Origin of the sequence: Fodinibacter luteus, from assembly GCF_039541575.1 — a bacterium.
Classification (GTDB): domain Bacteria; phylum Actinomycetota; class Actinomycetes; order Actinomycetales; family Dermatophilaceae; genus Fodinibacter; species Fodinibacter luteus.
On sequence record NZ_BAABGM010000011.1, the window covers coordinates 176,166 to 203,145 of the forward strand.

Here is a 26,980-nt window from a genome sequence, read left to right on the forward strand (position 1 = left end):
GCCAGAGGCTCCTGACACGCAGGTGACGCGGTCGCGTGTCCTTCTCGTCACGACGGGGTGACAGCGCGCGACCCCCGGGAGATGATGCCGGGATGGGCCTCCCACTCGGGCTCCGCAGGGGTGCCGTCGTCGCCGTCGCGCTGGCGGCGTTCACCGTGCCCGGAGCGAGCGCGTGGGCCGCCGCGCCCTCGCCGGTCCCGACCGTTCCGAGCGAGTCCGAGGTCTCGAGGGCGAAGGACGCGGCCGCCGCCGTGGCCGAGGAGGTCGCCGAGATCACCGCGCGGGTCGAGCGGGCCGAGGCGCGGCTGCAGGCCCTGCAGCGCGAGGTGTCCGAGGCGGTGTCCGCCCAGGAGGAGGCGGAGGCCCAGCTCGCCGATGCCGAGGACGCCGTGCGGCGAGCGACCGTGGACCTCGCCGCGGCGCAGCGGGCCCGCGACGCCGCCGACCGCGCGCTGTCCGGGCGGGCGGCCCTGATGTACATGCAGGGCAGCGACCTGCAGAACCTCACGACTCTCCTGGTGTCCCCGCCGAACGTCATGGCCGACCTGTCGCTCGTGCTCGACGACAACGCCCGCGAGGTGCGCCAGGGCCTCGACGTCGCGACGTCGGCGGCGGTCGACGCGGCGTTCCGCGAGCGCGAGCTGACCAGGGCACGCGACACGCAGGCCGCCGCCGTCGAGGAGGCGGCCGCCAGCCGGGCCGGCGCCGAGGCGAAGGCCGAGAAGGCCGGCGAGGAGGCGGCCGAGCTCGGCGAGCAGCAGGAGGAGCTCACCGCCCGGCTCGACGAGCTCGAGGAGGGCGCCGCCGACCTCGCCGGGCTCCGCGAGGCCGCCGCGTCCCTGGGTCGCAGCGGCCTGCTCGGGCTGCAGGCGGCCGGCTCGCTGGGCACCGGGCCCAAGGCCGCGCAGGAGATCGCCCGCTCGAAGATGGCGTCCTACGGCTGGGACGACGCCGAGTTCACCTGCCTCGTCGCGCTCTGGTACGCGGAGTCGGCGTGGAGCTGGAGTGCCACGAACCCGTCGTCCGGCGCGTACGGCATCCCGCAGTCCCTGCCCGGCTGGAAGATGGCCAGCGCGGGCAGCGACTGGCTCACGAACCCGGCGACGCAGATCACCTGGGGCATGGGCTACATCGAGGACGTCTACGGGTCGCCGTGCACGGCGTACGAGAAGTTCCTCTCCCGGTCCCCGCACTGGTACTGATGCGCTCCTTCGAGCACGACACCGGGTCGCCGCGGGTCGTCTTCGGCACGGGCACGCTGGCTCGCGTGGCGTCGGAGCTGGCCCGCGTCGGTGGCCGGCGCGCGCTCGTGCTGTCCACCCCCGGGCAGGGCGGGCTCGCGGCACGGGTGGCCGGCGTGCTCGGCGACGCCGCCGCCGGCACCTTCGACGGGGCGGCGGAGCACACGCCGGTCGAGGTGACCGGCGTGGCCCTCGCCCGGGCGCGCGAGGTGGGCGCCGACTCGCTCGTGTCCGTCGGGGGCGGGTCGACGACCGGCCTGGGCAAGGCCCTTGCGTCGCGCACCGGGATGCCGCACCTCGTCGTGCCCACGACCTACGCCGGGTCCGAGGTCACCGCGCTGCTGGGGGAGACCGCGGACGGGGAGAAGGTGACCCGCTCCGGCCCGGAGATCCTGCCCGCGGTCGTCGTCTACGACGTCGCGCTGACCACCACCCTGCCGTGGCCGGTCACGGTCACGAGCGCCGTCAACGCGATGGCCCACGCCGTCGAGGCGCTCTACTCGCCGGACCGCACGACGCAGGTCGACGGGCTGGCCACCGAGGGCCTCGAGGCGCTGGCCCGCGGGCTGCGGGCGCTCCACCGCGACGCGGAGGACCTCGGCGCGCGCGACGACCTGCTGTACGGCGCGTGGCTGGCGGGCCGGTGCCTCGGCGCCGTGCGGATGGGCCTGCACCACAAGCTGTGCCACACCCTCGGCGGGAGCTTCGGCCTCGCCCACGCGCCGACCCACACCGTCGTCCTCCCGCACGCCATGGCGTACAACGCGACGGCGGCACCGGAGGCCATGGCGGCGGCCGCCGGCGCGCTCGGCGTCGACGACGCGCCGTGCGGGCTCCAGGCGCTCGTCGCGGGGCTCGGCGGCCCGACCCGGCTGGACGCCCTCGGCTTCAGCCTCGCCGACGTGCCGCGGGCCGCCGACCTCGCCACGGCGCGGCCGTACCCGAACCCGCGCGCGGTCCAGCGCGACGGCATCCGTCACCTCCTCACCCGGGCGACCGAGGGCGCGGCGATCGACCCCACCCCCACCCACGAGATGCGGGAGCACCGATGACGACCTCCGACGCAGCCGGCCCCGGCCCCACCGACCTCGCGGTCCGGCGGCAGCAGCTCCGCGAGGCGTACCTGCGCCCCGCCGCGCAGCGGCCCGCCTCCACGGCCCGCGGGCTCCACCACACCGCCCTCGTCAGCAGCGACGTCGAGCGCACCGTGCGCTTCTACCAGGAGGTCCTCGGCTTCCCGTTGACCGAGCTCATCGAGAACCGCGACTACCCGGGCTCCTCGCACTTCTTCTTCGACATCGGCCACGAGAACCTGCTCGCCTTCTTCGACTTCCCCGGCCTCGACATCGGCCCGTACGCCGAGGTGCTCGGTGGGCTGCACCACGTGGCGATCTCCGTCGAGCCCGAGCGCTGGCACGAGCTCGTCGCCCGGCTCGCCGAGCACGGGGTCGAGCACGAGGTGCACAGCGGGGTGTCGGTCTACTTCCGCGACCCCGACGGGGCCCGCCTCGAGCTCATCGCCGACCCGCTGGGCGAGATGTACGGACACCAGGTGCTCTAGAGCCTGTCAGCCCACCTCAGCCGTAGCCTGTCAGCCCACCTCAGCCGTCGTGGTCGGCCTGCCGTCGGCCACGGGACGACGCGGTTCCCAGCGGGACGCGCGGGACCAGGGCGGGGACGCGGTCGCGGTAGGAGGTGTAGTCGCTGCCCAGGCTGCGGGTCAGGGCGTGCTCCTCGAAGGCGATCCCGACGAGGATGTAGCCGGTCGCCCCGACGGCGAACAGCAGGTGCCCGGCCGTCATCGTGGGCGCCGACCAGAAGACGACGAGGAAGCCGAGCATGAGGGGGTGCCGGACGCGCCGGTAGAGGCCCCGCTCGGTGAAGGACGGCTCGTCGTACCTCGTGCGTCGGGCGTGGTGCCACGCCTGGCGCAGCCCGACGAGGTCGGAGTGGCTGATGAGGAAGGTGGACGCGATGGTGAGCGCCCACCCAGCCGCGTAGGTCGCCCACAGCACGGCGGCGGCCGGTCCCGACAGGGCCCAGACGGTGCCGTCGAGGGGGCGCCACGCCCAGAAGAGCAGAGCCAGGGCCACGACGGCCGCGAGGACGAAGGTGGCCCGTTCGGCGGAGGCCGGGATGACCCGCACCCAACGGCGCTTGAACCCCGGTCGGGCCATCACCGTGTGCTGCACGGCGAACACGAGCAGCAGCAGCAGGTCGACGCCGACCGCGACCGGCAGGGGGACGCGCGGCCCGTCGTCGATGCCCTTGGGCACGCCGAGGCCTGCGAAGAACCCCACGGCGTAGCCGAGGACGCAGAGGAAGAGGACGTAGACGGTGGCGGCGTAGCCGAGGACGGCCACCCCGGACGCGGTCGTCCTCAGGCGGGTGGCCGGGTCGGTCGGCTGCGCGGCCGGCGTCGTGAGTGAGGACATGCCTCGACGCTAGGTCTGCCCCGCGAGATGCTGCCATCGGGTGATCTACGGTCACGACGGCCTGCCCCCCGGCCCCCGGACGGATCGCGCCGAACCCGCGGTGGGGCGAACTACCGAGACGCGTCAGCGGTCGCGCCGCCGCTCGGCCACCCAGGCGGCGACCTGGGCACGCGAACGCACCCCCAGCTTGCGGCGGATGTTCTCCACGTGCGACTCGGCCGTCCGCGGCGCGACCCCGAGGCGCCGGGCGACGGACTGGTTCGTCAGCCCCTGGGCCACGAGCTCGGCCACCTCGAGCTCACGGGCGGTCAGCCGCGGCCCGCGCTCGGCGTCCTCCCCCAGGAACTCGAGCAGCGGCTCGACGACGGAGCGCCAGTCGCCGTGGTAGTAGAGGTGGCTCGACCCGGACAGCGGAACCAGCGTCGCGCCCGGGACGAGCGCGGCGACCTCCCGCCCCAGCTCGAACGGGGTGCCCGTGTCGCCCTCGCGGTGCAGCACGAGGGTGCGCGCCCGCACCGATGGGAGCACGCCCCTGATGTCCGTGCCGTAGTAGACCTCGAGGAGCCGGGCGGCCACGTCCGCCGAGGCGCTGTCCCGCTGGAAGCGCGCGAACGCGGCCACCTCCTCGGGGCTCGGGTCCGTGACGAAGGCCTCGGCCAGGGCCCTCAGCCCCAGGCCCCAGTGGGCACGCACGAGCGCCACGACCGAGTCCCGCACGGCGGCGGGGGCCAGATCCCTCCCGCTGGCGCACGTGCCGTACAGCACGAGTGCCTCCACCCGCTCGGGATGCCGTGCCGCGATCGCGGCCGCGAGCTGACCACCCTGCGACGCCCCGAAGAGCCGGAACCGGCCGGCACCCGCCGCATCGGCGACCGCCATCGCCGCGGCCACCTGCCCCTCGAAGGTGAGGTCGAACCGGTCGCGGTCGGACAGGCCGCACCCCGGCTTGTCGTACCGGATCACCGTGAAGCGCTCCGCCAGGCGGTCGACGACGTCACCGAAGGCGCCGAGCTCCCGCTGCGCCACGAGGTGCGTGATCCAGCCCGAGTCGCACAGCAGCGCCGGCCCGGTGCCCGACGCCGACCAGGCCACCCGCCCCGCGGGCGTGCCGGTGTACCTCACCCTCGGCCGCACCGCTCCAGCCTGACAGCAGGCTTCGTCCGCGGCAAAGGTCGGCGTGGTCGGCGCACCCGGGCCGCCGGGCCCTTCAGGCCTCTGGACGACGACCACCCGGTCGGGCACGCTGTGAGCGTGTCCGCGCCGGATCGGCTCGTCGGGCGTGAGGCCGAGCTGACCCTGGCCGCCGCCGCCCTCCGTCGTCTCGGCGAGGGGCATGCCGCCGCCCTCGTCGTCGAGGGCGAGGCCGGCATCGGCAAGACCGAGCTCGTGCGCAGCATCGTCGAGGACTCCCGCGCAGGGGGCGTCACCGTGTTCACCGGGCAGGCGCACCCCTTCGAGCGCACCCGTCCCTTCGGGGTCGTGGCCCAGGCGCTCGACCTGAGCCGACGCTCACCCGACCCCCGCAGGGCCGCCATCGGGACGATGTTGACGAGCCCCCGGGAGGGACAGGCGGCCCTCGCTGCGGGCCGCGTCCAGTACCGCATCGTCGAGGACATCGTGGACCTCGTCGAGGCGACCTGCACCGAGAGTCCGGTGCTCCTCGTCGCCGAGGACCTGCACTGGGCGGATGCCGGGAGCCTGCTCGCGCTCTCGGTGCTGGCCCGGCGCCTGCCGCTGTCACCGCTGCTCCTCGTCGTGACGACCCGGACGTCACCGGTGCCGGCCGAGCTGGTGCGGCTGCTCGAGGACCTGTCGACCGAGGGCGGCACGACGGTGCACCTCGAGCCGCTCGGACCCGATGAGGTCGTGGCCCTGGCCTCCCGAACCCTCGGTGCGCCGCCCGGACCCCTCCTCGGCGCCATGCTCACCAAGGCGGGCGGCAACCCGCTCTGGGCGACCGCCGTGCTGCGCGCGCTGGGCGGCGCGGGGGTGCTGCACCGCACCGGCGGCGCCGTCGAGTCCACGACCTCGCAGCTCCCAGCCTCCGTCGGCGACCTCGTGGTCCGCCGCCTGTCGGAGCTGCCGGAGACCACGCGCGAGCTGCTCCAGGTCACCGCGGTCCTCGGGGATGCCGCGTCCGTCCGGGACGTGGCCGCCGTCGCCCACCGCGGGCAGGCCGAGGTCGTCACGGGCCTGCGGGAGGCGTTCGACGCCCAGCTCCTCGACGCGGGCGACGACCGGGTCGTCTTCCGGCACCAGCTCGTGCACGAGGCCATCTACGAGGACCTGCCGGCCCTGACCCGCCGCCTGCTGCACCGGGAGGCGGCGGCCGCCCTCATGGGCGCCGGCGCCGAGCCGCTCGAGGTGGCGGACCACCTCGTGCGGGGCGCGGAGCACGGTGACGAGGAGGCGGTCGCCCGGCTGAGAGAGGCAGCGGCCGCGGCGTCCGCCCGGGCGCCGCTCGTCACCGTCGACCTCCTCCACCGGGCTCGGTCCCTCCTCCCAGCCGGCCACCCCGATGCGGACGCCGTGAGCGCCGAGCTGGTCCAGGCACAGCTGCGTGCCGGGCTGGTGACCGACGCGTCGACCCTGGCCGAGACCCTCCTTGCCCGGCCGCACGCCCCGGAGGTGGAGACCCCCGTGCGCCTCGCCCTCCTCGGCGCCCTCGCCCTCCAGAACCGCGTGGACGAGGTCGTCCGCGTCGCGGAGGACACCCTCGTGCAGTCCCCCGGGCTGCCACCGCTCGCCCGGGTGCCCGTGCTCGCCCAGCAGAGCTGGGCGCACACGTACTCGGGCGACCACGACGAGGGTGCAGCGGTGGCCCGCCGGGCCCTCGCGATCGCCGAGGACGCCGGGGACGCGGCGATGACGGTGTGGGCGCTGACCGCCCTGCTCGTGGCCGTGGGGCGGCAGGGCCGCTACGGCGAGGCGCTCGCCCACGCGCAGCGCGCCGACACCCTGGCCGCCGAGGCCCACGACACCAGGTCCCTGCCCCTCCAGCCCAGGCTCTTCCTCGGGCTGACGCTCTTCGACTGCGACCGGGTCGCCGAGGCTCGGGCCGCCTACCGGGAGGCCCTCGACGACGAGTTCGGCTCGGGGTGGTGGCTCCCGGAGACCCTCATGGCGGACGCGCTCGTGTCGTTCGCCACCGGGGAGTGGCAGGACGCGGTCCCCAGCCTCGTCGCCTGCGGCCAGGCCGCCCAGGAGAAGGGGAGCCCCCTGCTCCTCACCCAGTCCCTGGCCTACCGGGTCCTCATCGCCACCGCACGCGGAGACCTGCCGGCCGCGCGAGAGCTGGCGACGGGCATCGTCGAGGCACTCGCCGGCGACCGGCTCGGCTACACCGCCGGCATCCTGGGGTCGGCCGTCGCGCGGCTCATGACGGCCGAGGGTGACGAGGAGGGTGCCCTCGAGGTCCTCGTGCGCTGCTGGCGGTTCGAGGCCGCACGCGGCGACCACTTCTACGACCGCTGCCTCGCCCCGGACCTCGTGCGCCTGGGCATCGCCAACGGTCGTCGCGACGTGGCGGCCGAGGTGACCGACGCCGTGTGGGCAGGGGTCGACCGGGCACCGGAGGTGGCGAGCGTCCGGAGCGTGGCACTGCGGTGCCGGGGCCTGCTCGCCGACGACCCGGACCTGCTGCTCGGGGCGGTCGCGCTCGCCCGGCAGGCGGGGCTGCTCGTGGACCACGCGGGCGCCTGCGAGGACGCGGCGGGGGCGCTGGCCGGGCACGCCCGCCGCGACGAGGCGACGGCGCTGCTCAGCGAGGCGCTCGAGCTGTACGAGCGGGCCGGCGCCGACGCCTGGGCCTCCCGGGTCCGGGCCAGGCTTCGAGGGCTCGGCGTCCATCCCGGCCCGCGCGGCCCCCGGCACCGGCCCGAGACGGGGTGGGAGAGCCTCACCCCGACCGAGCGGGCGGTGTCCCTCCTCGTCGCCGAGGGGCTGACCAACGGCGCCGTCGCCCGTCGGCTGTACGTCTCACCGCACACCGTCAACACCCACCTGCGGCACGTCTTCGCCAAGCTCGGCGTCTCCAACCGGGTGGCACTGGCCGGGGTGGTCAATCGCACGATCGGGTGATGTCTCCGGAGGCGGCTCGGCGCAGCATCAGTCGGGTCCACCGCGTCCGCGAGACCCCGGACGCCGACCCGACCAGGAGGTCGCCGAGATGCCCAGAATCGTCATCACCCACGCCGTCCAGGACGTCGACCGGTGGCTTCGCGGCCGGGGAGAGCGCCACGCCGCGGTCCCGGGTGCCCGCAACGCCGCGGACCTCGTGGCCCTCGACGGCAGCCCCCAGGCCGGGCTGACGTTCGAGGTCGACGACGTCGAGGGCCTCACGGGGATGCTGGCCTCGCTGCCTCCCCAGGTGGCCGCGCAGGCGAAGGCCCACGGCGTCGTCATGCCGATGGCGGTCTACGTCGAGCGTGGACCGGCACGCGACCACGCCGCGACGATGCGCCGGGCCTACGAGCTGATCAGCGCCGGCGACATCGACGGGTTCGGACGCCTCGTGGCCCCGGGCTTCGTCGAGCACGACGCGGAGCCGGGCATGGCCCCGACGAAGCACGGCGTCCTCGAGCTGTTCCGCGGCTACCGATCCGCCTTCCCCGACCTGCGGATGGATGCCCACGAGGTCATCGTCAGCGGCGACACGACCGTCGCCCGGGTGACCGCCTCCGGGACGCACGACGGAGAGTTCATGGGGATGCCGCCCTCCGGCCGCCGGATCGAGGTGGGCCTCATCGACATCATGCGGTTCGACGACGACGGCCTGATCAGCGACCACTGGGGTGTCATGGACGCACTGTCGATGATGCAGCAGCTCGGAGTGGTCCCCGAGGGCGCGCCCGCACCGTAGGTCCGCCCCGGTGGGCCACGACGACGACCGGGCACCCGGGGACCGTGCCTGATGGGCGGCTTCACGACGAGCATCGTCATCGACAGGCCGGTCGAGGAGGTCGCCGCGTTCCTCTCCGACCTCCTGAACGACCCCCGGTGGCGACGCGAGTGGGTCGGGGCGCGACCGGCATCCGACCAGGGCTCCGGCGTCGGCACGAGGACGCTCCTCATCGGCCAGTTCCTCGGCCGCCGCACGGAGGTCGTCTACGAGGTGAGCCGGTCCGAGGCGGCCCGGCTCACCGAGTGGGAGACCGTGTCGGGTCCGCTCCCCCTGACCTTCCGGAGGGAGTTCGAGCCCGCCGAGCGGGGTGGCGCCACCCTGGTGACCTTCACGTACGAGGCGCACCCCAACGCCGTGCTCAGGCTCCTCGAACCCTTCGTCGTCAGCCTCGGCCGGCGCCAGCTCGACGGCGACGTACCCAGCCTGAGGGCGATCCTCGAGGCCTGAACCGGGCGTCCCAGCCGGGCCGACCGGGTCCGGCCGTCACGTGGATGCCGTGGCGCCGTCCTCCGCGCCGTCCTCCGCGCCGGTCTCCGTGCCGGCCTCCGCGTCTGCCTCGACGAAGCCGCGGTGCAGGGCGTACAGCGCCTCGCGGACGACCTGCCGGTCGAGCGCCCCCCGGGGCCGGGCGTGCCGGTGGAGCGCGAGGCCGTCGAGCAGCGCGACGACCATGGGCGCCCGCTCCTGCGCGTGCGCGATGCCGAGGGCGCGCAGCGAGGTCTCGGCGCCGCGCTCGATGCTCGCCATGATCTCGTGGGCGGTGGCGCGCAGCTGCGGCCGGCGCACGCACTCGAGGTAGATCTCGAACTGCGCGACGGTGTCCGGCTCCGGCTCCGCGAGCACGGCGTCGACGAACCGGTCGATCGACGCGCGGGGTCCGAGCCCGGCATCGGCGACCGAGGCGGTCACGGCATCCACCCGCGCGACGATCCGCTGCCCGACGACCTCGAGCGCTGCCGCGACGAGGTCGTCGAGGGAGGAGAAGAAGTAGCTCGTCGTCGAGGTCGGCATCCCGGCCCGCGCCGCGATCGAGCGGTGGGTCGCGCCGGCGACCCCCTGCTCCGCGATGACCGCGACGGCGGCCTCGAGCAGGGCCGCCCGGCGGGCGCGCCCGCTGGCCCGGTGGGTGGCCGGCCTGATCGACATGACCCGAGTCTGCCAAGAGTCTGGACATTCGTCCAGACTTGGGCCACGCTGGGGTGGGGCCCGACCCCGCGGCAACACAGGAGGAACCCGTGGACCACCTCTCCGCCCGCCAGCACGTCGTCGACATGTGTCGCACGATGCTCGAGCGCGGCTACCTCAAGGCCACCGAGGGCAACGTCTCGGTCCGGGTCCCCGGCCGACGGCTCTACGCGGTGACGCCGAGCAACTACTCCTACGACCGGATGCGCGTCGAGGACGTCTGCATCGTCGACTTCGCCGGCGAGCACGTGCCCGACGCCGACCGCGCCGGGGCCGGCCTCGCGCCCTCCATCGAGTGCGGCATGCACGCGAACATCTACCGCGCCCGCCCCGACGTCAACGCCATCGTCCACACCCACCAGCCGTACGCCTCGGCCCTCGCCGTCCTGCGCCGCCCGATCCCCGCCCTCACCGACGAGCAGGTGCGCTTCCTCGGCCGCGAGGTGGCGATCGTCGACTACGCGCCGTCCGGCACCGGCTTCCTCGCGAGGAACGTGCAGAAGAAGGTCACGAGCGGCGACAACGCCTTCATCCTCGCCAACCACGGCATCGTCGCCGTCGGCACCGACCCGGAGCGCGCCGTGTTCAACATGGCCCTGCTCGAGAAGGTGTCGATCGCCTACCTGCTCGCGCTGACGACCGAGACGGGAAAGGTGTACACGATCCCGACACCGATCCGCGAGGTCGCCTTCGCGAAGCTGCGGGCCGACGAGAAGCGGATCGGCGCCCAGGTCACGAAGTCGGTTCCCGCAGAGCGGGTCCCGGATGCCGTCCCCCTCCCCAGCGCGGATGCCGCCGCGCGCGACGAGGCAGCGAGGGCGGTGGCGGCCGGCCCGTCGTCGAGTGAGCAGGACACGCCGAAGCCGGACCCCGCATCCCGCGCATGTCCTGCTCACTCGACTCCGGCCGGCACGGCATCCCAACAGCTCGGCTACGCCATCAGCAGCTATCCCGACGTCGAGGACACGATGCGGCGCCTCCGGGCGCTCGTCGACCAGCCGGTGCGGGGGCTGCGGCACGACGCGCTCAACGACGTGCTCGAGTGGTTCGAGACCAAGTGCCAGGGGAGCAAGGAGCTCACCGACCGGGCGAGGTCACGCATCCCCGGCGGCGTGCAGCACAACCTCGCCTTCAACCACCCGTTCCCCCTCGCGATCGACCGCGCCGAGGGCGCCCACCTCACCGACCGCGACGGCAACGTCTACATCGACTTCCTCCAGGCCGGCGGGCCGACCATCCTCGGCAGCAACTACGCGCCCGTCAACGACCGGGTCGCGGAGGTCGTGCGCGAGTCCGGCCCCGTGACCGGGCTCTTCCACGAGTACGAGCTCAAGCTGGCCGAGTCGATCCACCGCTTCATGCCGCACGTCGAGATGTACCGCTCGCTCGGGTCCGGCACCGAAGGGGTCATGGCGGCGGTCCGGGCCGCACGGGCCTTCACCGGGCACTCGGTCGTCGTCAAGGTCGGCGGCGCCTACCACGGCTGGTCCGACACGCTCGTCTACGGGCTGCGGGTGCCGGGCACCTACCGGATGAACGCGAAGGGCATCCCCTTCGGCGCGACGAGCGCGACCCGCGAGGCCTTCCCCCACGACCTCGGCGCCCTGCGGCGCAAGCTCATCGAGAACCGGGTGCGGGGTGGCACCGCCGCCGTCGTCCTCGAGCCCCTCGGCCCCGAGTCGGGCACCCGGCCGGTACCGCGCGACTTCAACGCCCGCGTACGGGAGCTGTGCGACGAGTTCGGCGCCCTGCTCGTCTTCGACGAGGTCGTCACCGGCTTCCGGGTCGGGATGGGCGGTGCCGCAGGGTACTTCGGCGTCACGCCCGACCTCACCGTGCTCGGCAAGGCCGTCGCCGGCGGCTACCCGATGGCCGGCGGCGTCGGCGGCCGCGGGGAGGTCATGGCGGTCTTCGGCTCCGGGCTCGACGGCAGGAGCGGGGCGCACGTGCAGGTCGGCGGGACCCTGTCGGCGAACCCGCTGTCCTGCGCGGCCGGCTACTTCGCCATCGAGGAGATGGCCCGGACGAACGCCCCGGTCATCGCGGGGCGAGCCGGTGACCGGCTCGCCGCGGGGCTGCACCGGCTCGTCGCGAAGCACGGCCTGCCGTACGTGGTCTACAACCAGGGCTCGATCGTCCACCTCGAGTGCAGCGGCGTCATGCTCCTGGACATGCACAGCCCCATCAAGCTCCTCAGGGAGAACAAGCCCCGCAAGCGGCTCATGGAGCAGATGGGCGCGGCCTACACGGCCAACGGCATCATCACCCTCGCCGGCTCACGGCTCTACACGTCGATGGCCGACACCGACGCCGTCGTCGACGACGCCCTGGAGCGCTTCGACCGGGTGTTCTCGATGGTCGACGGTGTCTGAGACCGCGCCGGCGCGGCGCCGCACCCGGCCGCACCGGGTGCGCGCCGCACGATGGCCGCTGCTCCTCGCCTTCGCCTCCCTCGTCGCGTCGACCCAGGTGCTCTGGCTGTCCTTCGCGCCCGTGACGACGCGCGCCGCCGACACCCTCGGGGTCTCCGACGGCGCGATCGGCGACCTCGCCGTCGTCAACCCGATCGTCTACGTCCTCCTCGCGATCCCCGCCGGCCGCTGGGCCGACCGCCGGTTCGGCCTCGCCCTGTCGACGGGGGCGGCCCTCACCGCCGCCGGGGCGCTGCTGCGGGCGGTGAACCCAGAGTCCTACGGGTGGCTGCTCGCGGGGCAGGTCGTGCTCTCGGTCGGCCAGCCGCTCGTGCTCAACGCGACGACGAAGGTCGCCTCCCGGTGGTTCCCGGCGACCGAGCGGACCCGGGCGATCGCCGTGGGCGCCGGCGCCCAGTTCCTCGGCATCCTCGTCGCCGCGACGACCGCGGGCCCACTCATGGATGCCGGGGGCCTGCCGCTCCTGCTCGGCGCCTACGCGGCGCTGGCGACCGGCGCCGCTCTCGCCCTCGTGGTCGCCCTGGCGCTCGTCCCACCCGCCTTCGCCGCGGATGCCGGGCCGTCGCCCTCGCTGAGCTGGCTGCGGCACGACCGGCTCCTGCTCAAGCTCGCGGCCCTGCTCTTCGTCGGGGTCGGGCTGTTCAACGCGCTCGCGACGTGGCTCGACCCGATCCTGGAGGACCTCGGCATGGCCGGCTCGGGAGGCACCATCATCGCGACGACGACGGTCGCCGGGCTCGTCGGCACCGCCGTCCTGCCCGACCTCGCCGCTCGGCGCGACCGCCGCCGCACCGTGCTGCTCACGACGACCGTCCTCGCCGTCGTCGTCTTCCCGCTCGTCTCGGTGCTGCCGGCCGTCGGGCTCGTCGCGGTCGCGCTCGCCGTCGTCGGCTTCTTCCTCCTCGCCGGCATGCCCATCGCCCTGGACTGGTCCGAGCTCGAGGCCGGCCCGGAACGCGCCGCCACGGCGACCGGGTTCCTCCTGCTGGCCGGCAACCTCGGCGGTGCGGTGCTCGTGCTCGCCGTGCAGGCGGTCGTGGGCAACCCCTACCTCGCCCTCGGGGCGTTCGCCCTGCTCGCCCTGCCCGGCGTTGCCGTCGCGAGCCGGTTGCCGGCGCGCGCCGGGTCGCACCGCGACCCCGAGCCCTCCACCTCCCGGGACGCGACCCCGTGACCGGCTTCGTGCTCGGGGTCGACCTCGGCACCGGCGGCCCCCGGGTCGCGCTCGCGGGCACCGACGGGGTGCTCGTCGGTCACGCGAAGGAGCCCGTGGACCTCAGGCTGCTCCCGGGCGGGGGAGCCGAGCAGGACCCCGACCACTGGTGGCGAGCGATCGTGACCGCGAGCCGCAGGCTGCGCGCACGGCATCCGCAGCAGTATGCGCAGGTCACGGCGATCTGCATGAGCAGCCAGTGGGGCGGGCTGGTCCCGGTGGACGCGGCGGGGCGGCACGTGCACCCGGCCCTGACCTGGATGGACGCGCGAGGGCGGCGCTGGTCGGAGGAGGTCACCGGCGGCGGGGTGCGCGTGCCCGGGGGCTACAACGCACGGGCCCTGCGGCACTGGCTCTCGCGGACCGGGGGCGTGCCGACCCGCACCGGCAAGGACCCGGTGGGGCAGGCGGCGTGGCTGCGGCGCGAGCGGCCCGAGGCGGATGCCGCGGCGGTCTTCCTGCTCGACGTGCCGGAGTACCTCACGATGCGGCTCACCGGCCGCGCGGTCGCCGGTTGGGACACGGCCGTGCTGCGGTGGTGCACCGACAACCGCGACCCCTCGGACGTGCGCTGGGACGCTGCCCTCGCGCGACGCTGCGGGCTGGACGTCGGCCGGCTGCCCGAGCTGGTGCGCCCGGGGACCGTCGTGGGGACGGCGCTGCCCGCCGTGGCCCTCGAGCTCGGGCTGCCGGGCGGGGTGCGGGTCGTCGCCGGAACGGGCGACACGACGGCGGCGGCCGTGGGCGCCGGCGCCACGGCCGACTTCGACGCGCACCTGTACGTCGGGACGTCGGCCTGGCTGAGCTGCCACGTGCCGTACAAGCGCACCGACATCGTGCACAACATCGCCTCGCTGCCGTCCGTCGTGCCCGACCGGTACTGGGTGGCGACGGTGCAGGACGTCGCCGGCAAGGCGGTCGACTGGCTGCTCGACTCGGTGGTGTACGCGCAGGACGGCATGCTCGACGCCGCGCCGCGGCCCGCGGACGCGTTGGAGCGGCTCAACGCCCTCGCGGCCGCCGCACCACCCGGCTGCAACGGGGTCGTCTTCACGCCGTGGCTCAACGGCGAGCGCACGCCGGTGGACGACCCTCACGTGCGGGGCGGGTGGTTCAACGTCTCGCTGTCGACGACCCGCGCCGACCTCGCACGCAGCGTCTTCGAGGGGATCGCCCTCAACGCGAGGTGGATGCTCGAGGCGGTCGAGCGGTTCACCCGGCGCGGCCGGCCCGAGGCGGTCGAGCGGTTCACCCGGCGCGGCCGGCCCGAGGCGGTCGAGCGGTTCACCCGGCGCGGCCGGCCCGAGACGTTCTCGTCGTTGCGCTTCATCGGGGGCGGGGCGAGCTCGGCGCTGTGGTGCCAGACGATGGCCGACGTGCTCGGGATGCCGGTGCGCCAGGTCGCGGACCCGGTCGTCGCCAACGCGCGCGGGGCGGCGCTCATCGCAGCGATCGGGGTGGGGGCACTCGACTGGGCGGACGTGCCCTCGAGGGTCGAGGTCGCGGCGACGTTCGTCCCCGACCCGGCCGTCCGGGCGGTCCACGACCGGCAGTACGCCGCGTTCCGCGACATCTACCGGCGCACCCACGGCCTCTACGCGCGCCACAACGCGGCAGGAGCCATCGCCGAGCGCTGACGGCACGGACGGTGTCGAGCAGCGCCCGGGTCGCGGGGTAGGCCGGGGGCGGACATGGCTGGGGCCCCGCCCGGGGTGGGCGGGGTGCGGGGCGGGGTCACGCTGGTTCCCGGGCCGACCGGGTCGCGAGGGCCCGGTCGTAGGAGCCGAGGGTGAGGTCCCACTGCACCCGGGACCGGTGGCGTCCTCGACGACCGCCCCGGCGTAGCGGCGGGTGTGCACGATGGTGTGGTGCCGTTCGCACAGCAGCGCCGCGTTGCTCAGGTCGGTCGGGCCGCCGTCGGCCCAGTGGGTCAGGTGGTGCGCGTCGGTCCAGTGAGCGGGCATGTCGCACCCGGGGTAGGTGCAGTGCTGGTCGCGGAGCCACAACCGCTTGACCTGGGCCGCGGTGAACAGCCGCACGTCCATCCCCTGGTCGAGCACCGCCCCGGCGACACCCAGGACGGTCGGGATGATCGTGGCGTCGCAGGCCAGGCGGCGCACCGTCTGCGGCGCGAGCAGGGTGCCCGCCTCGGGACCACCCATGGCCACCCCGGCACCGCGCAACCCGTCGCGCAGGGCGTCCAGGCCGACGGTGACGAACAGCTGGCACTTGGTGTGCCGGGGCCCGGCCTCGGCCCGCTCCACCGCCCGGCGCACCAGCGTGATCAGCGCCTCCGCGCGGCGCCGGTCGCTGCAGCGCAGGTCGCGCTCACCCTCGACCGGCCGGGGCGCGGACAACGGCCCGAGCGCTGCCTCCAGCACGGCCCGCCCCTCCGGGTCGAGCACCATCCGGTACTCCGCCATCCCCATCGCGTCGATCCGCGGCTGGGACAACGACACGAAACGCTTCGCGGCATCCTCGTCGCGCTGCAGCTCGCCGTCGCCGCCGTACTCGGCCAGCAGCCGCGGCCGCAGCATCCGGCACCCCCGCGGCCCGTGCCGGACCGCCATCTCGACCAGCCCGTCGACCACCGCCGGCTCCACCCCCTCGGCCAGCAGCGGCGCGAGCCTGTCGGCCTCGGCGAGCACCACCGCGGCACTGCGCACCGGCAGCTCACCGGACAGCACGGCATCCTTGACCGCCGCCCGACCAGGCACGCCGAACGCCGTCGCGACCGCGACGACCTGCGCCGCCCCACCACCGCGGGTGGCCGGCGCGTGCGCCCGCACCCACTGCACCGGAGTCAACGCCGCCGGCCCGGCCCCGGTCTCCCCCCGGCTCATCGCCTCCGCGAGCACCAGCACCCGCGCCGCCTCACCCGCGGCCACCATCCGGTCAGCCTCGCCCATCACCGCCTCCAGGTCCGCCGAGCTCGCCCGCCACAGCTCGCCCCCGAGACCGTCCACCGCGCCGACGGCCGCCACCATCTGGTCGCGCCGCTCCCGAAGCGTTGGCCCCGTCCTCATGCATCAATCGTACAAGTGTCCACCGACACGGCTCCGACGTCGTCCACAGGCTCCGAAGCCCGGGTCAGCATCCCCGGACGCCTGCCGGCCGAGGGTCAGGCAGCGACGTGAGGTGCCTCGCCGTGGCGTGGCCGTCGCGGGCGAGCACGATCGTGTGGGTCAGCTCGATGTTCAGGGAGTGGGGGCCTGACCGCGGTCACGGTGAACGAGAGGGGCGAGGGCGGCCATCGCAGCGAGGGTGAGGAGTACGAACCACATGCCGCGGCTCGTCGACTCCTGGTTCTCCCAGAAGAGCCAGATCCCGATGACGGGGGCAACGCACGCGAGACACCAGCCGACGAGCATCGACCGGCCCAGCAGGACGGGCCGGGTGAGCACGGCCGACAGCGGCACGCCGACGGCGAGGACGGCGACCCAGACACCCTGGAGGCTCCACCCCGGCTCGCTGGAGTACGTGTCCCGCGCCAGGTCGACGAACGTCCACGCCCCCGCGAGCGCGAGCGCCAGCACGAGCCACGGCGCCCAGTCCGAGCGTGGGAAGGCGCCGAACCCGAGGTCCGACTCGCGCCGAGCCGCGACGACGGCGAGGGCGCCGGCGGCGAGAAGGGCGAGGGGGGCGGCGCACGCGGTCCAGAAGCCCACGCCCAGGTCCGAGGTCCCGTTGTCGTTGAGCGTGTTGAGCATGTCGAAGACGACGACGGTTCCCATGGCCGATGCCCCGATGACCGCACCCAGCCCCTGCATCCGCCACCGCGCGATCAGCGCCAGGCCTCCCAGGCCGAGGAGGACGAGCCCGAGGTAGAGCAGGTACGCCGCCTTGTACGGGTCGTTGGTCCACGTGGTGTCGTCCCACTGCTGCGGCAACACCACGGACAGGAGCATGAGGGCGCCCGACACCAGGGCGGCGATGCCGCTCAGCTTCCAGTACTGCCGGGATGCCGGTGCGGGCCTGCCGTGCGGGTCGCCTGCCGGCGTGGCGGGTCTCGTGGCAGTCCCGGTGTCGGCCGACTCCGCTGTCTGCGGCCCGGCGTCCTGCGCTGTGCCGCTCGTCAGGGCCATGGCGGGGGAGGGTGGTGGTCCAGCCGCCGGGGGATCCGCGGCACGCGGAGCGTCCGCGGTGGACGGCCCGTCCGCGACGGGCGGCGCGCCCCCGACGGGCGGTGCGCCCGCGTCGGGCGGTGCGCCCGCGTCTGGCGGTGTGGGCGCCGCGACAGGATGGGCGGCCACGACCTCGGCGGTCACGGGCACGACGGCCTGACCGGTGGGCCCCGTGAGGGTCACGGTCCCCGAGAGGCGGCCCGCCGCCGCCGGGTCCACGGCCACGTGCACCTCGGGTGGCTCCACGGTCGCCGTGACCCACGCCTCGGACTGCGACACCGTGACGGCACCCGCGAGCGGCGGGCCACCCAGGCGAATGGTCCTCGCAACGGGCAGGTCCGACGTCGCGAGGGTGCCGAAGTGCAGCTCAGCCGGCTCCGGCGACACCGCGGTGCCCGCGAGGGCCTCCGACGCCGCTTCCTGCACGTACCGGATGTCCGAGCGGGACACCTCGAGCAGCGCCTGGTGGGCGCCCAGCGCCGCAGCCAGGTCCGTGGATGCCGTCCGTGCCCGGAGCTCGGCCACCGCGCCGAGCCGGGTGAACACGTTGTCGCTCGTGAGGGCGGCGGCGACGTCGGGCGGGATTGGCAGTGGTTGGAGCCGACGTCGCTGGCTGCGGGCCAGGTAGAGCTCCCCCTCGAGCTCCACGTCGCGGCCCGGCGTCTGCTTCGGGTTGCGCTCCCGCACCCGGTCGTACACGTAGTCGTAGAGCTCGTTCAGCGAGATGAGCCCGTCCTCGTCGCGGTCGGCCTCGCCGCTCGTGAGGCCTTCCACGACGGCGGAGGTGAACACCGACGGCTGCTGCTGGTGCTCGTCGGCGAGGCTGTTCCCCTCGAACGCGTACTCCATCGCGCTCGATGCCGTGATGACGGCCCGGCCACGACCGCCGCCGAGCTTGCCGCTCGGGAAGCTCTCCAGGACGTTGGCGGACCCGGCGGCCCGCACGGCCACCCCCTCGCCGAAGGCCCCCCCGTAGCAGCAGTCGAGGAACAGCACGATGCTGCGCGCCCTCGAGCTGCGCATGCACCGCTGGACGAGGTCGGCCGGGACGGCCGTGGACGCGAGGCGGTCCGGGCGGGTGTTGCGGGCCGCGAAGAACAGCTCGCCCGAGTCGCTCTTCAGCCCGTGGCACGAGAAGTGCAGCAGGACCAGGTCGTCGGACCGGCTCTCGGCGAACAGGTCCTCGATGTGCCCGCCGACGACGTGCGCGGGCTCGTTGTGCACGACGTCGACGTCGAAGCCACCGACGTTTCGGTCACCCAGCACGCTCGCCAGCGCCGCGGCATCCGCTGCCGGCGCCCTGAGCCGGCTCAGGCCGGGGTGGTCGTACTCATCGCTGGCGATGATGAGCGCCCGACGCCGGCCCTCCACGACCTAGTCCTTCTCGGCGTGCCTGCTGAGGAACATCGCCACGAGCCGGTCCTGCTCCTCGCTCGATGCCCCGGACAGCTCGAGGACGTCGCCCCCCACCTCGAGCCTGACCTGCCGAGGTGCGTCGTCACCACGCTTGAGCCAGGCCACCATGGCCGTGACGACACCGGCAAGACCCTGCGTGCCCACGAGCGCGACGACGAACTGGCCGATCGCCGCCACGTCGAGGCCGCGGCTGCCCGGAGGCGCGGGGGTGCCTGCGGGGACGGCCCGGACGTCGCTGACGTCGAGCCGGCGCACCTCGTCGCGCAGCTGCCGGGTCAAGGTGTCGAGCCGGGCGTCGTCAGCCCCGGACTCCGCAAGGGACACGAGAACGGCGGTCTCTTCCAACGACCCCACCTCCCGGTGAGCGAGCCGGCCCCGGCACCGCGGCGGACGGACACGGTCGAGCGAGTCGCTGGGGTGCCGACGCCACGTCCGTCAACTCTAGACCCGCGCGCCCGCGAGTGTAAGGAGCATTGTGGGCCGAGCAGCCTCAGTCGCGCACAGGAGGCTCGGGTGGGAGTGGCTGTGGGTTCAGTGCGACGAAGTCGATCGAGGGGCGGCCCTCACCGGGCGGCAGCGGCTGCGGGTTGAGCGCGACGAAGTCGATCCTGCCGCCAGCCGTGAGCGGCCGAGGATCGAGGGCGATGAGACGGATGCGCGCACGGGGCGGGAGTGGCTGCGGGTTGAGTGCCACGAGGTTGATCGTCGTGTCCGGCGCAAGGGCCTGCGGGCCGGGGGCCAGCAGGCTGATGGTCGCGTCCGGCGGAAGGGGCTGCGGGTCGAGGCCGACGACGTTGATCCGGATCTCGGGCGGCAGCGGCTGCGGGTTGAGGGCGACGAGGTTGACGTCGAGCGCCGACACGGGCGTCGGGGAAACGGGATCGTGCATGGCAGTTCCCTTCCAGGTGGGCCGTTCCCGGCCGGCGACGAAGCGCTCGGGAGGGGACGGAGGTCGAAGACACCGGATTTCCGCACACCGGCGCACACGCCGGGCTGATGGGCCCGGCCCAGTGCCATCCCGACCACTGTCGGCCCCGGCGCTCCCGGCAGGTCGGGGATGTCGGTCGTCGTGATGTGGTTGGAGCGGAGCCGGGTGACCCACGTTCCTGCACGCAGGCAAGCAGGTCAAGGGGTGCGTAGAAGTGGTGGAGCGCGTCGACCACGTCGCCGGGGACGTCGACCAGGGCCATCTGCAGGTCCTCGTCTCATCGTGTGCTGTGCCGGAATCCGGCCGGCGGCCGGTGTCGGCCATGGGCCGATGTCCGTCCCCGCGGCCCGTCAGCGGGAGACTGGTCGGGTGGGCACCGTCATCGAGGTGGAGCACCTGGCCAAGCGCTACGGCGACGTGCAGGCGGTCGCGGACGTCTCGTTCGAGGTCCACGAGGGAGAGATCCTCGGGATCCTCGGGCCGAACGGGGCCGGGAAGACGACGTCGGTCGAGTGCGTCCAGGGGCTTCGCGCCCCGGATGCCGGCCGCGTCGACGTGCTCGGCCTCGACCCGACAGTCCATGCCTCGGCCCTCCGAGAGCGCATCGGCGCCCAGCTCCAGGAGTCCTCGTTGCCGCAGCGGCTGCGGGTCGGCGAGGCGCTCGCGCTGTTCTCGTCCTTCCAGCCCGGCGGACCGCCGTGGCGCTCGGTCATGCACGACTGGGGGCTGGAGGCCAAGGAGAAGGCGGCCTTCGGCAGCCTGTCCGGAGGGCAGCGCCAGCGGCTGCTCGTCGCCCTGGCCCTCGTCAACGACCCCGAGGTCGTCTTCCTCGACGAGATGACGACCGGGCTCGACCCGGCGGCACGACGCTCGACGTGGGAGCTCGTCGAGCGCATCCGGGCCCGGGGGACCACGGTCGCGCTCGTCACGCACTTCATGGACGAGGCGGAGCGGCTGTGCGACCGGCTCGTCGTCGTCGCGGCCGGCCGGGTCGTCGCGACCGGGACACCGGCCGAGCTCGTCGCGGCCCACTCCGACGGTGTCACGGTGACCTTCAGCGCCGGCGGGGCCGACGTCCGCTTCCTCGAGGGACTGCCCGGCGTGCACCGGGTCGAGGTGGTGGACGACCGGGTGCTCGTGCACGGCATCCCGGCGGTGCCGCCGCACGTGGGGAAGGCTCTCGTCGACCGGGGCATCACACCCGACGACATGGACGTCGAGCGGCCCTCCCTCGAGGACGTCTACCTCCGGCTCGTCGAGGACGGCCGGTCGTGAGCCGGATCCGGGCGCTGTCCCGCACCGAGCTTCGGCTCTTCCTCCGCGAGCCGGTGACGGTGCTGTTCACCCTCGCCCTGCCGCTCATGGTGCTCTACGTGCTCAACGGCGTCTTCGGTCGGGAGCCGGCGGGTGGCGACCCCGGCGATCTCGTCGTCTACCGCGGCTTCGACGCCCCCGACTGGTACACCCCCGCCTACGTGGCGATGGCCGTCGCCGGCTTCGCGCTCATCGCCCTGCCGGCGCACCTCGTCGAGTACCACGAGAGCGGCGTGCTGCGCCGGTTCCAGGCGTCCGGGCTTCCCAAGGGGACCGTCCTGCTGTCCCAGGCGGCCGTCGCGATGACGGTCGCCACGGTCGGGTGTGGTCTGCTCGTCGCTGCCGCGCTGGCCTTCACCGGGGCGAGCGCGCCGTCGGACCTCGGCCGCTTCCTGGCCGCCTACCTCGTGTCCGCAGCTGCCATCACGGCGGTGGGCCTGCTCCTCGGCGTGCTGCTGCCCACCGCTCGCGCGGCCCAGTCCGTGGGGCTGCTCGCCTGGTTCGTGTCACTGTTCGTCTCGGGGGGCGGCCCGCCCCCCGAGGTCCTCCCGGAGGGCCTGCGGACGGTGGGCGACTGGTGGCCCCTCACCCCGGTCATCCGCACGCTCCAGGAGCCGTGGCTGACCGGCGAGTGGGCGACGCGAGACTCGCTCGTCACGATCGGCATCGGCGTCGTCGCGATCGCGGTGGCGTGGCGCGCCTACCGGTGGGACTGAGCCGCGGCCGGGCCGGGCGACGGGGTCTGACCCCGCCTCGTGCGTGCACGGTGTCCGAGGTCGGTGCGAGGCTGAACGGGTGAGCACGCAGGCGGAGGCTTCGGTCACGTGGCCTCAGGCGCTGTCATGGCGCCTGCAACGGCACCTCCTGGATCCCGTGGGGTCGGGGTCGGTCGCCGACGTGGTGCGCCGGCTGGGCGCGGTCCTTTCCATGGATGAGTCGCTCGCCGAGCTCGCTGTGCGGACCCGCCTCGCGACGTCCCGTCCGGGCGAGCTCGCGAAGGCCATTGCCGACGGAGAGGTCATCGAGGTGTTCGCCTTTCGCGGCTCGATGCACCACCTCTCGCCGGAGGAGGGCGGCATCTACCTGGCTCTGCGGTCGGCGGGCCGGCAGTGGGAGCGCGCGAGCTGGGTGGAGTACTACGGGCTCACTCCCGCCGCTTGGCCGGACTTTCGGGCTGCGGTGCGCGAAGCGCTGGGCGACCAGCCGTTGACCCTCGTCGAGCTGGGCGAGGCCGTGTCGCGACACCGCGCGTACCGGCACCTCAAACCGGTGTTCGACGAGGGCGCGAGCACCCTGATCAAGCCACTCACCTGGCAGGGTGACATGAGCTTCGGCCCGCCGAGAGACGGCCAACGCACCTTCCGTCGCGTCGACACCAACCCGAGGTGGCGCGGCATCCCCGACCTCGACGACGCCGGCCCGCGGGCTATCACGGCGTACCTGGGCACGTACGGGCCGGCGACGCGTGACCACCTCCACTACTGGCTCGTCGACGGCCTCAGCGCGGGCCGGCGACGCGTCGACTCGTGGTTCGCGGCGCTCGGCGACGAGCTGGCAGCGGTGGATGTCGAGGGCACGCAGGCCTACGTCCTGCGCACCGACGTCGCCGCGCTCGAGTCTGCGCAGCCGTCCCGGGCGGTGCGGCTCCTTCCCGGGCACGACCAGTGGGTCATCGGCCCCGGCACCAAGGACACCCACGTCACCCCCTCGTCACGACGAGAGCTCATGACTCGCAAGGCCAACCCGGTGATCGCCGGCGGGGTGGTGTGCGGAACCTGGGCCCGGCGCGGCGACGAGTTGACGGTGACCTGGCTCGACGAGCAACGGCGACCCGACTCGGTCATCGAGGAGCAGGTCGGCCGCCTGTCCGACCTCCTCGGAACGGACCTGGGACTGCGCCTGATCCCCCACAGGGGGTAGCCGGAGTTCAGGGACGGAATGGACGCCCGTCAGCCACCGGGAGATGCGTGCGGGCGCGGACTCGGCGGGCCCGGACGAGGCGAGGGGGTCGTCGCGCGACTGGACGATGAGGGTGGGCACGGATCCCGTCACGAATCGACGCGGCACTCGACGCGTGTGGCCCAGTCGGGGGTGGCCGGGAGCTGCTGGTGGCGGCGACCCAGGACGGCGGCGATGACGGCCGCGCCGGGCGGTGGTGCCGCCGGCCACGGGGTGTCGGCGTCGGTGAAGGTGACGACGACATCGGGCCGGGGCCGCTGGCGGTCGACGGCGGCGAAGCCGTGGCGTAGGTCGGTGCCCCCGGCGCCGGCGAGAGTTGCGTCGCGGGCGCTGCGCAGCTGCTGGACGGTGTGCACCGCCGCGTCCACGCTGTAGAAGGTGAGTGCGGTGCCCGGGACGGCGAGCGCGAGGAGGACGGCGTCGACCTCGCCCAGGGCGCGGGCGAGGAGCTGGTCGTCGACACTGGCCGAGGTGTCGACGATGACGGCGACGTCGGGCACCGGTCGGCGCTGCCCGGGCAGGACGACGCCCGGCACCGACCCCGCGCGTCGCGAGGGTCGCAGGTAGGTGTACTCGCCCCGGCCGGCGGCCCAGCCCACGGCCCGGCGTACGGCGCCGGCGAGCAGCGGTTCCCACGCGACGGTGGGCTCGAGCATCTGCTGCACCCAGCGCAGCGCGTACCCGGGGTCGGTGCCGCGCCGGGTGTGGTGGCCGCGGAACTCGACCGCGACGGCATCCCGGATCGCCCGTGCGCCGGCCGTGGTCACGACGCCGGCCTGGTCCTCGTCGGGTCCGAGCTCGTGGCTGCGCCGGATGCCGTCGGCGCCGCTGCCGCACCCGTCTGCCGGTCCCAGCCCGGCTGCGTCGGTCTCGTCGGCCGGTGTCGGCAGCCCGGACAGCGCGGCGTAGTACTCCTCCGCGGACCGGTTGGGCGGCAGCGACAGGTCCGAGGCCCGGGCCAGGCGGCTCGGGCGCAGCTCGTCCGGGTCGAGCGTCGCCGCGACGGTGGCGTCGGTGGCGGTGGTCCACGCCGGGGCGGTCGAGGAGTCGACGCCCATGGTGCGCGCTCGCCCCGTGTGGTCGGACAGCAGGTGCCAGACGAGGTGGGCCAGCTCGCGGGCGACGTCGGGCACGGACGCGGCGGCCAGCCAGTCCTCGTTGACGTAGACGCGCCACCACTCGTCGCACGTCATCGTCGGCACCTCAGGGGCGGGCACCGTCACCAGCGCGTACAGGGCGTGCGAGAGGTAGGGCAGGTCGCGGGGTCGCTCCGCCGACCGGCGCCCGCTGCCGTCGGGGGGCGGGCTGACCAGCCACAGCTTCGCGGCGGTGAGCTTGCGGTCGTCCACGACCGCGCCGTCGCCCGTCACCGCGCCGTGGGCAGGAGGCCCGCGAGGGCCAGCGCCGGCGCGAACACGGAGATGTCCGCGGGCATCGGGGTTCCCTCGGGTCGCACCTCGGGCCGCAGCAGTGAGCGCACGACCGGCACGGCGGGGTCCAGGCTGGCCTGCTGTGCTGCCCGTGCGCACAGGCGCACCGCCGCGACCCACCGGTCGGGGGTGGTGTCGCGCGAGACCGCGGCGTGCACGGACTGCAGGGTGACGAACACCCGGTCCGCCCGCATCCCGGCGAACGATGCGGCCTCGACATCGCCGAGGAGCACCTCCGGGTCGGGCAGGTCCTGGGCGGCCGACCACGTGAGGTACTCGTGGGCCACGGCATCCCCGACCGCGCCGGCGACGAGCAGGCGGTGCACCTGCGGTGAGACCCCGAGGGACTTGGCGAACGCGACGAGGCGTGCCGCGTAGCTCCACGTGCGGGGGGTGGGGAACGCCCGACCCCGTGCCCCGGCATCCTTGGGGATGACACTGAGCTGCGACTCGCGCGCGCGGAGGAACCCCGCGACGAGCACGAGCTCGTCGGCGAGGCGACGGTCGTACCCCAGCGGCACCTCGTGGACCGGCAACGAGGGCCACCGACCGCTGACCAGCCCGTCGCTGTACACCTCGAGGGGCAGCGCCCAGTCGAGGTGGATGAACCGGGATGTCGTGGGCGCGGCGAGCTCCCACCCGGCGGCCGCGACGTCGGAGGGGTTCGCGGCCGCGACGAACGCGACCGTCTCGGGCAGCTGCAGCGCCCCCACCTCGTAGTGGGTCAGCGGCCGCAGCGCCGCCGCCTGCAGCGACGGTGAGGCCGTGGAGAACTCGTCGAAGAACGCGATCGACGGCCGCCCCGCCGCTACCAGCCGGCGCGCCCACGCCGGCGGCGCCAGCGACACCGTCCCGTCGGGTCCGACAACCGGCAGGCCCGCGAAGTCGGAGGGCTCGGAATGGGTGATGATCACCGTCTCGACGTGCCACCCCAAGGAGCGCGCGGACTCCACCGCCGCCGTCTTCCCCTCGCCGGGGTTGCCCCACAGCAGCACCGGCACCCGTGCGCTGACGCAGATGCCCAGCGCCTGCAGCGTGTGCTCGTAGTCGACCCTGCTCGTGACCGCCACCGGTGGGCTCCCCTTCCTTGGGTGCGGGTCTCGCGACCCGATGTGCGGACACCCTGCCCGACGCCACCGACAGCCCCGCCGCGGTCAGCGCGCCGCAGCATCCTGTCCCGTCAGCCGGCCGCCCTCAGGCACCGGTCGACCGCCTGGACGTCGCGCAGGTGCCCGGCTTGGCGCACTCCTCGCCGGATGACCGCGTGCACGGCGTGGCGGGTGCCGAGCACCTCGAGCAGCACCGCCAGGTCGGTGCGGGCGACCGCCGCCGGCCGACCCGCGAGCAGTGCGTCCACCTCGGCGCACAGCAGGTCGAGCGCGCGGGTCGACGGGGTGGCAGCGGTGATGCCGTGGTCGCGCAGCACGAGGAAGTGGCCGAGCGTGGGGGTGCACCCGGCCAGGGCCCACGTGCCGAGCTCGCGGGCGAGCACCGGGGCCGGCGCCGCCAGCGCCGTCGCCAGGGCGTACGCCCGCTGCACCGGCACCGCGACGTCGAGCAGGGCCAGCAGCGCCCTGCGGGGCACACCGAGCGCGAGCCACCCGCCCCACTGCGCCGCGGGCGCGCGGTCGTGCGGCGCGTCCTGCCACGCGAGCCACGTGGCGATATCGGGGTCGGGGCACCGGGCGACCGCCTCGCCGAGCCACTCAGGGTCGACCGACCGGTACACCAGTGCGAGGAAGTAGGCCACCGGCAGCGGCTCGCGAACCCCCACGGCCACGGCCGCGAGCCGCTCCACCTGATCCGGTGCGATGCCACACACCCACAGGTCGTCCAGCCCCCCCGGCTCGCGCACCAGCGCCTCCGCCCGGTGGCGCGGCGCCTGCTGGAAGGAACCCCGGATCCTCTCGAACCCCGCCAGGACCTCCTCGAACTGGGCCTCGTCCAGCGGGCGCCGCCGCCGCGCACGCACCGCCTTGACGAGGTGGGTGGCCGAGCGGAGGTGACGGGCGGCCTGGACGATGCCCGCGAACTCCCGAGACCGGCAGCAGGCATGCGTGCGCCGCACGGTCCACCCGCCGGCCTTGGTGGGCTCGACCTCGGCCGTGACGGGGTTGGTAAGCACGTCGATCACGCTGCGCAGCGCGGGAATGGTCATATCGACCAGCTCGACGCAGGAGCAGTAACCACCCAGCGCCATGCCCACCCGCTCCGCGTCCAGGTCGTGCGGGGTCGTGACCGACCAGTCCGGGTGGATCGTCACCCGGTGGGTCCGGGCGTCCTGCGCGGTGGGGCTCGCCCGACACCGCACGACGAGCTCCATCGGCTCCCCTTCCGGCTCCCCACCCGGCACCGGGCCGGCTCCAGGGGTGCTGCGGGTCATCCCACCGACTGTGACAG

Annotated in this window: 21 protein-coding genes and 1 pseudogene; 12 read left to right on the forward strand and 10 right to left on the reverse strand. The window is 74.5% G+C overall.

Annotation, left to right across the window (positions count from 1 at the left end; all coding sequences use genetic code 11):
- The first annotated feature begins 92 nt into the window (after positions 1-92).
- Genes ABD899_RS08975 through ABD899_RS08985 form a run of 3 tightly spaced genes read left to right on the forward strand, consistent with a single transcriptional unit; the run spans position 93 to position 2,802 of the window.
- Complete coding sequence (locus tag ABD899_RS08975) at positions 93-1,202, forward strand: coiled-coil domain-containing protein (protein ID WP_345204816.1); 1,110 nt, start codon at positions 93-95, stop codon at positions 1,200-1,202.
- Complete coding sequence (locus ABD899_RS08980; RefSeq protein ID WP_345204817.1) at positions 1,202-2,293, forward strand: maleylacetate reductase; 1,092 nt, start codon at positions 1,202-1,204, stop codon at positions 2,291-2,293. The genes ABD899_RS08975 and ABD899_RS08980 overlap by 1 nt, the downstream gene beginning before the upstream one ends.
- Positions 2,290-2,802 carry a VOC family protein gene (locus ABD899_RS08985; protein WP_345204819.1) on the forward strand — a complete coding sequence of 171 codons (513 nt, stop codon included), beginning with the start codon at positions 2,290-2,292 and terminating at the stop codon, positions 2,800-2,802. The genes ABD899_RS08980 and ABD899_RS08985 overlap by 4 nt, the downstream gene beginning before the upstream one ends.
- 40 nt (positions 2,803-2,842) lie before the next feature.
- Here ABD899_RS08985 and mddA read toward each other — a convergent pair whose 3' ends face one another.
- Both mddA and ABD899_RS08995 read right to left on the reverse strand, forming a co-directional pair.
- Entirely contained in the window at positions 2,843-3,676 is an 834-nt protein-coding gene (gene mddA / locus ABD899_RS08990) for a methanethiol S-methyltransferase (protein ID WP_345204822.1), read from the reverse strand.
- 123 nt (positions 3,677-3,799) lie between these two features.
- Entirely contained in the window at positions 3,800-4,810 is a 1,011-nt protein-coding gene (locus tag ABD899_RS08995; protein ID WP_345204824.1) for an alpha/beta fold hydrolase, read from the reverse strand.
- Positions 4,811-4,927: 117 nt separating this feature from the next.
- Here ABD899_RS08995 and ABD899_RS09000 point away from each other — a divergent pair, with 117 nt between their 5' ends.
- The 3 genes from ABD899_RS09000 (at position 4,928) to ABD899_RS09010 (ending at position 9,026) form a co-directional block, all read left to right on the forward strand.
- Entirely contained in the window at positions 4,928-7,756 is a 2,829-nt protein-coding gene (locus ABD899_RS09000; protein WP_345204825.1) for a helix-turn-helix transcriptional regulator, read from the forward strand.
- 88 nt (positions 7,757-7,844) lie between these two features.
- Complete coding sequence (locus ABD899_RS09005) at positions 7,845-8,537, forward strand: ester cyclase (protein ID WP_345204828.1); 693 nt, start codon at positions 7,845-7,847, stop codon at positions 8,535-8,537.
- Between the two features lie 51 nt (positions 8,538-8,588).
- On the forward strand, positions 8,589-9,026 hold the full coding sequence (locus ABD899_RS09010; RefSeq protein WP_345204830.1) for an SRPBCC family protein: 438 nt from the start codon (positions 8,589-8,591) through the stop codon (positions 9,024-9,026).
- Positions 9,027-9,062: 36 nt separating this feature from the next.
- Here ABD899_RS09010 and ABD899_RS09015 read toward each other — a convergent pair whose 3' ends face one another.
- Positions 9,063-9,725, reverse strand: a complete 663-nt coding sequence (locus ABD899_RS09015) for a TetR/AcrR family transcriptional regulator (RefSeq protein WP_345204831.1) — start codon at positions 9,723-9,725, stop codon at positions 9,063-9,065.
- Between the two features lie 89 nt (positions 9,726-9,814).
- Between ABD899_RS09015 and ABD899_RS09020 the strand changes: the two genes are divergently transcribed.
- The 3 genes from ABD899_RS09020 to ABD899_RS09030 are packed head-to-tail and all read left to right on the forward strand — an operon-like array spanning position 9,815 to position 15,046.
- Positions 9,815-12,136: an aminotransferase class III-fold pyridoxal phosphate-dependent enzyme gene (locus tag ABD899_RS09020; protein ID WP_345204834.1), complete on the forward strand. Its 2,322-nt coding sequence runs from the start codon at positions 9,815-9,817 to the stop codon at positions 12,134-12,136.
- On the forward strand, positions 12,129-13,370 hold the full coding sequence (locus ABD899_RS09025; RefSeq protein ID WP_345204836.1) for an MFS transporter: 1,242 nt from the start codon (positions 12,129-12,131) through the stop codon (positions 13,368-13,370). Before ABD899_RS09020 ends, ABD899_RS09025 begins: the two co-directional genes overlap by 8 nt.
- A complete protein-coding gene (locus ABD899_RS09030; RefSeq protein WP_345204838.1) occupies positions 13,367-15,046 on the forward strand; it encodes a xylulokinase in 1,680 nt (559 codons plus the stop codon). The genes ABD899_RS09025 and ABD899_RS09030 overlap by 4 nt, the downstream gene beginning before the upstream one ends.
- 270 nt (positions 15,047-15,316) lie before the next feature.
- Here the strand turns inward: ABD899_RS09030 and ABD899_RS09035 are convergent.
- The 4 genes and pseudogenes from ABD899_RS09035 to ABD899_RS09050 all read right to left on the reverse strand — a co-directional run.
- Positions 15,317-16,435, reverse strand: a pseudogene (locus tag ABD899_RS09035) (HNH endonuclease signature motif containing protein); the annotation flags it as partial.
- 171 nt (positions 16,436-16,606) lie between these two features.
- A complete protein-coding gene (locus ABD899_RS09040) occupies positions 16,607-18,904 on the reverse strand; it encodes a caspase, EACC1-associated type (protein WP_345204840.1) in 2,298 nt (765 codons plus the stop codon).
- Positions 18,905-18,907: 3 nt separating this feature from the next.
- A complete protein-coding gene (locus ABD899_RS09045; RefSeq protein WP_345204842.1) occupies positions 18,908-19,294 on the reverse strand; it encodes a hypothetical protein in 387 nt (128 codons plus the stop codon).
- A gap of 145 nt (positions 19,295-19,439) precedes the next feature.
- Positions 19,440-19,838: a hypothetical protein gene (locus ABD899_RS09050; RefSeq protein WP_345204845.1), complete on the reverse strand. Its 399-nt coding sequence runs from the start codon at positions 19,836-19,838 to the stop codon at positions 19,440-19,442.
- Between the two features lie 408 nt (positions 19,839-20,246).
- Between ABD899_RS09050 and ABD899_RS09055 the strand changes: the two genes are divergently transcribed.
- From ABD899_RS09055 to ABD899_RS09065, 3 genes are all read left to right on the forward strand, one after another.
- Complete coding sequence (locus ABD899_RS09055; RefSeq protein ID WP_345204847.1) at positions 20,247-21,152, forward strand: ABC transporter ATP-binding protein; 906 nt, start codon at positions 20,247-20,249, stop codon at positions 21,150-21,152.
- The gene (locus ABD899_RS09060; protein WP_345204849.1) at positions 21,149-21,907 is read left to right on the forward strand and encodes an ABC transporter permease; all 759 of its coding nucleotides are present in this window, start codon (positions 21,149-21,151) and stop codon (positions 21,905-21,907) included. Before ABD899_RS09055 ends, ABD899_RS09060 begins: the two co-directional genes overlap by 4 nt.
- A 79-nt stretch (positions 21,908-21,986) precedes the next feature.
- The gene (locus ABD899_RS09065) at positions 21,987-23,111 is read left to right on the forward strand and encodes a DNA glycosylase AlkZ-like family protein (protein ID WP_345204851.1); all 1,125 of its coding nucleotides are present in this window, start codon (positions 21,987-21,989) and stop codon (positions 23,109-23,111) included.
- A 128-nt stretch (positions 23,112-23,239) separates the two neighbouring features.
- On the opposite strand, the gene ABD899_RS09070 is transcribed toward ABD899_RS09065, so the two are convergent.
- The 3 genes from ABD899_RS09070 to ABD899_RS09080 all read right to left on the reverse strand — a co-directional run bounded on the left by ABD899_RS09070 (position 23,240) and on the right by ABD899_RS09080 (position 26,963).
- The gene (locus ABD899_RS09070) at positions 23,240-24,499 is read right to left on the reverse strand and encodes a vWA domain-containing protein (RefSeq protein ID WP_345204853.1); all 1,260 of its coding nucleotides are present in this window, start codon (positions 24,497-24,499) and stop codon (positions 23,240-23,242) included.
- A gap of 17 nt (positions 24,500-24,516) precedes the next feature.
- On the reverse strand, positions 24,517-25,650 hold the full coding sequence (locus tag ABD899_RS09075) for an AAA family ATPase (protein ID WP_345204856.1): 1,134 nt from the start codon (positions 25,648-25,650) through the stop codon (positions 24,517-24,519).
- A gap of 110 nt (positions 25,651-25,760) precedes the next feature.
- Positions 25,761-26,963, reverse strand: coding sequence for a hypothetical protein (locus tag ABD899_RS09080; RefSeq protein ID WP_345204859.1), 1,203 nt, complete (start codon positions 26,961-26,963; stop codon positions 25,761-25,763).
- Between the last annotated feature and the right edge of the window lie 17 nt (positions 26,964-26,980).

Bases quoted from the DNA above. Each gene is read 5' to 3' on its own strand.
- ABD899_RS09015 (WP_345204831.1), bottom strand. From the start codon at position 9,725: ATGTCGATCAGGCCGGCCACCCACCGGGCCAGCGGGCGCGCCCGCCGG.
- ABD899_RS09080 (WP_345204859.1), bottom strand. From the start codon at position 26,963: ATGACCCGCAGCACCCCTGGAGCCGGCCCGGTGCCGGGTGGGGAGCCG.
- mddA (WP_345204822.1), bottom strand. From the start codon at position 3,676: ATGTCCTCACTCACGACGCCGGCCGCGCAGCCGACCGACCCGGCCACC.
- ABD899_RS08985 (WP_345204819.1), top strand. From the start codon at position 2,290: ATGACGACCTCCGACGCAGCCGGCCCCGGCCCCACCGACCTCGCGGTC.
- ABD899_RS08975 (WP_345204816.1), top strand. From the start codon at position 93: ATGGGCCTCCCACTCGGGCTCCGCAGGGGTGCCGTCGTCGCCGTCGCG.
- ABD899_RS08980 (WP_345204817.1), top strand. From the start codon at position 1,202: ATGCGCTCCTTCGAGCACGACACCGGGTCGCCGCGGGTCGTCTTCGGC.
- ABD899_RS09010 (WP_345204830.1), top strand. From the start codon at position 8,589: ATGGGCGGCTTCACGACGAGCATCGTCATCGACAGGCCGGTCGAGGAG.
- ABD899_RS09050 (WP_345204845.1), bottom strand. From the start codon at position 19,838: ATGCACGATCCCGTTTCCCCGACGCCCGTGTCGGCGCTCGACGTCAAC.
- ABD899_RS09005 (WP_345204828.1), top strand. From the start codon at position 7,845: ATGCCCAGAATCGTCATCACCCACGCCGTCCAGGACGTCGACCGGTGG.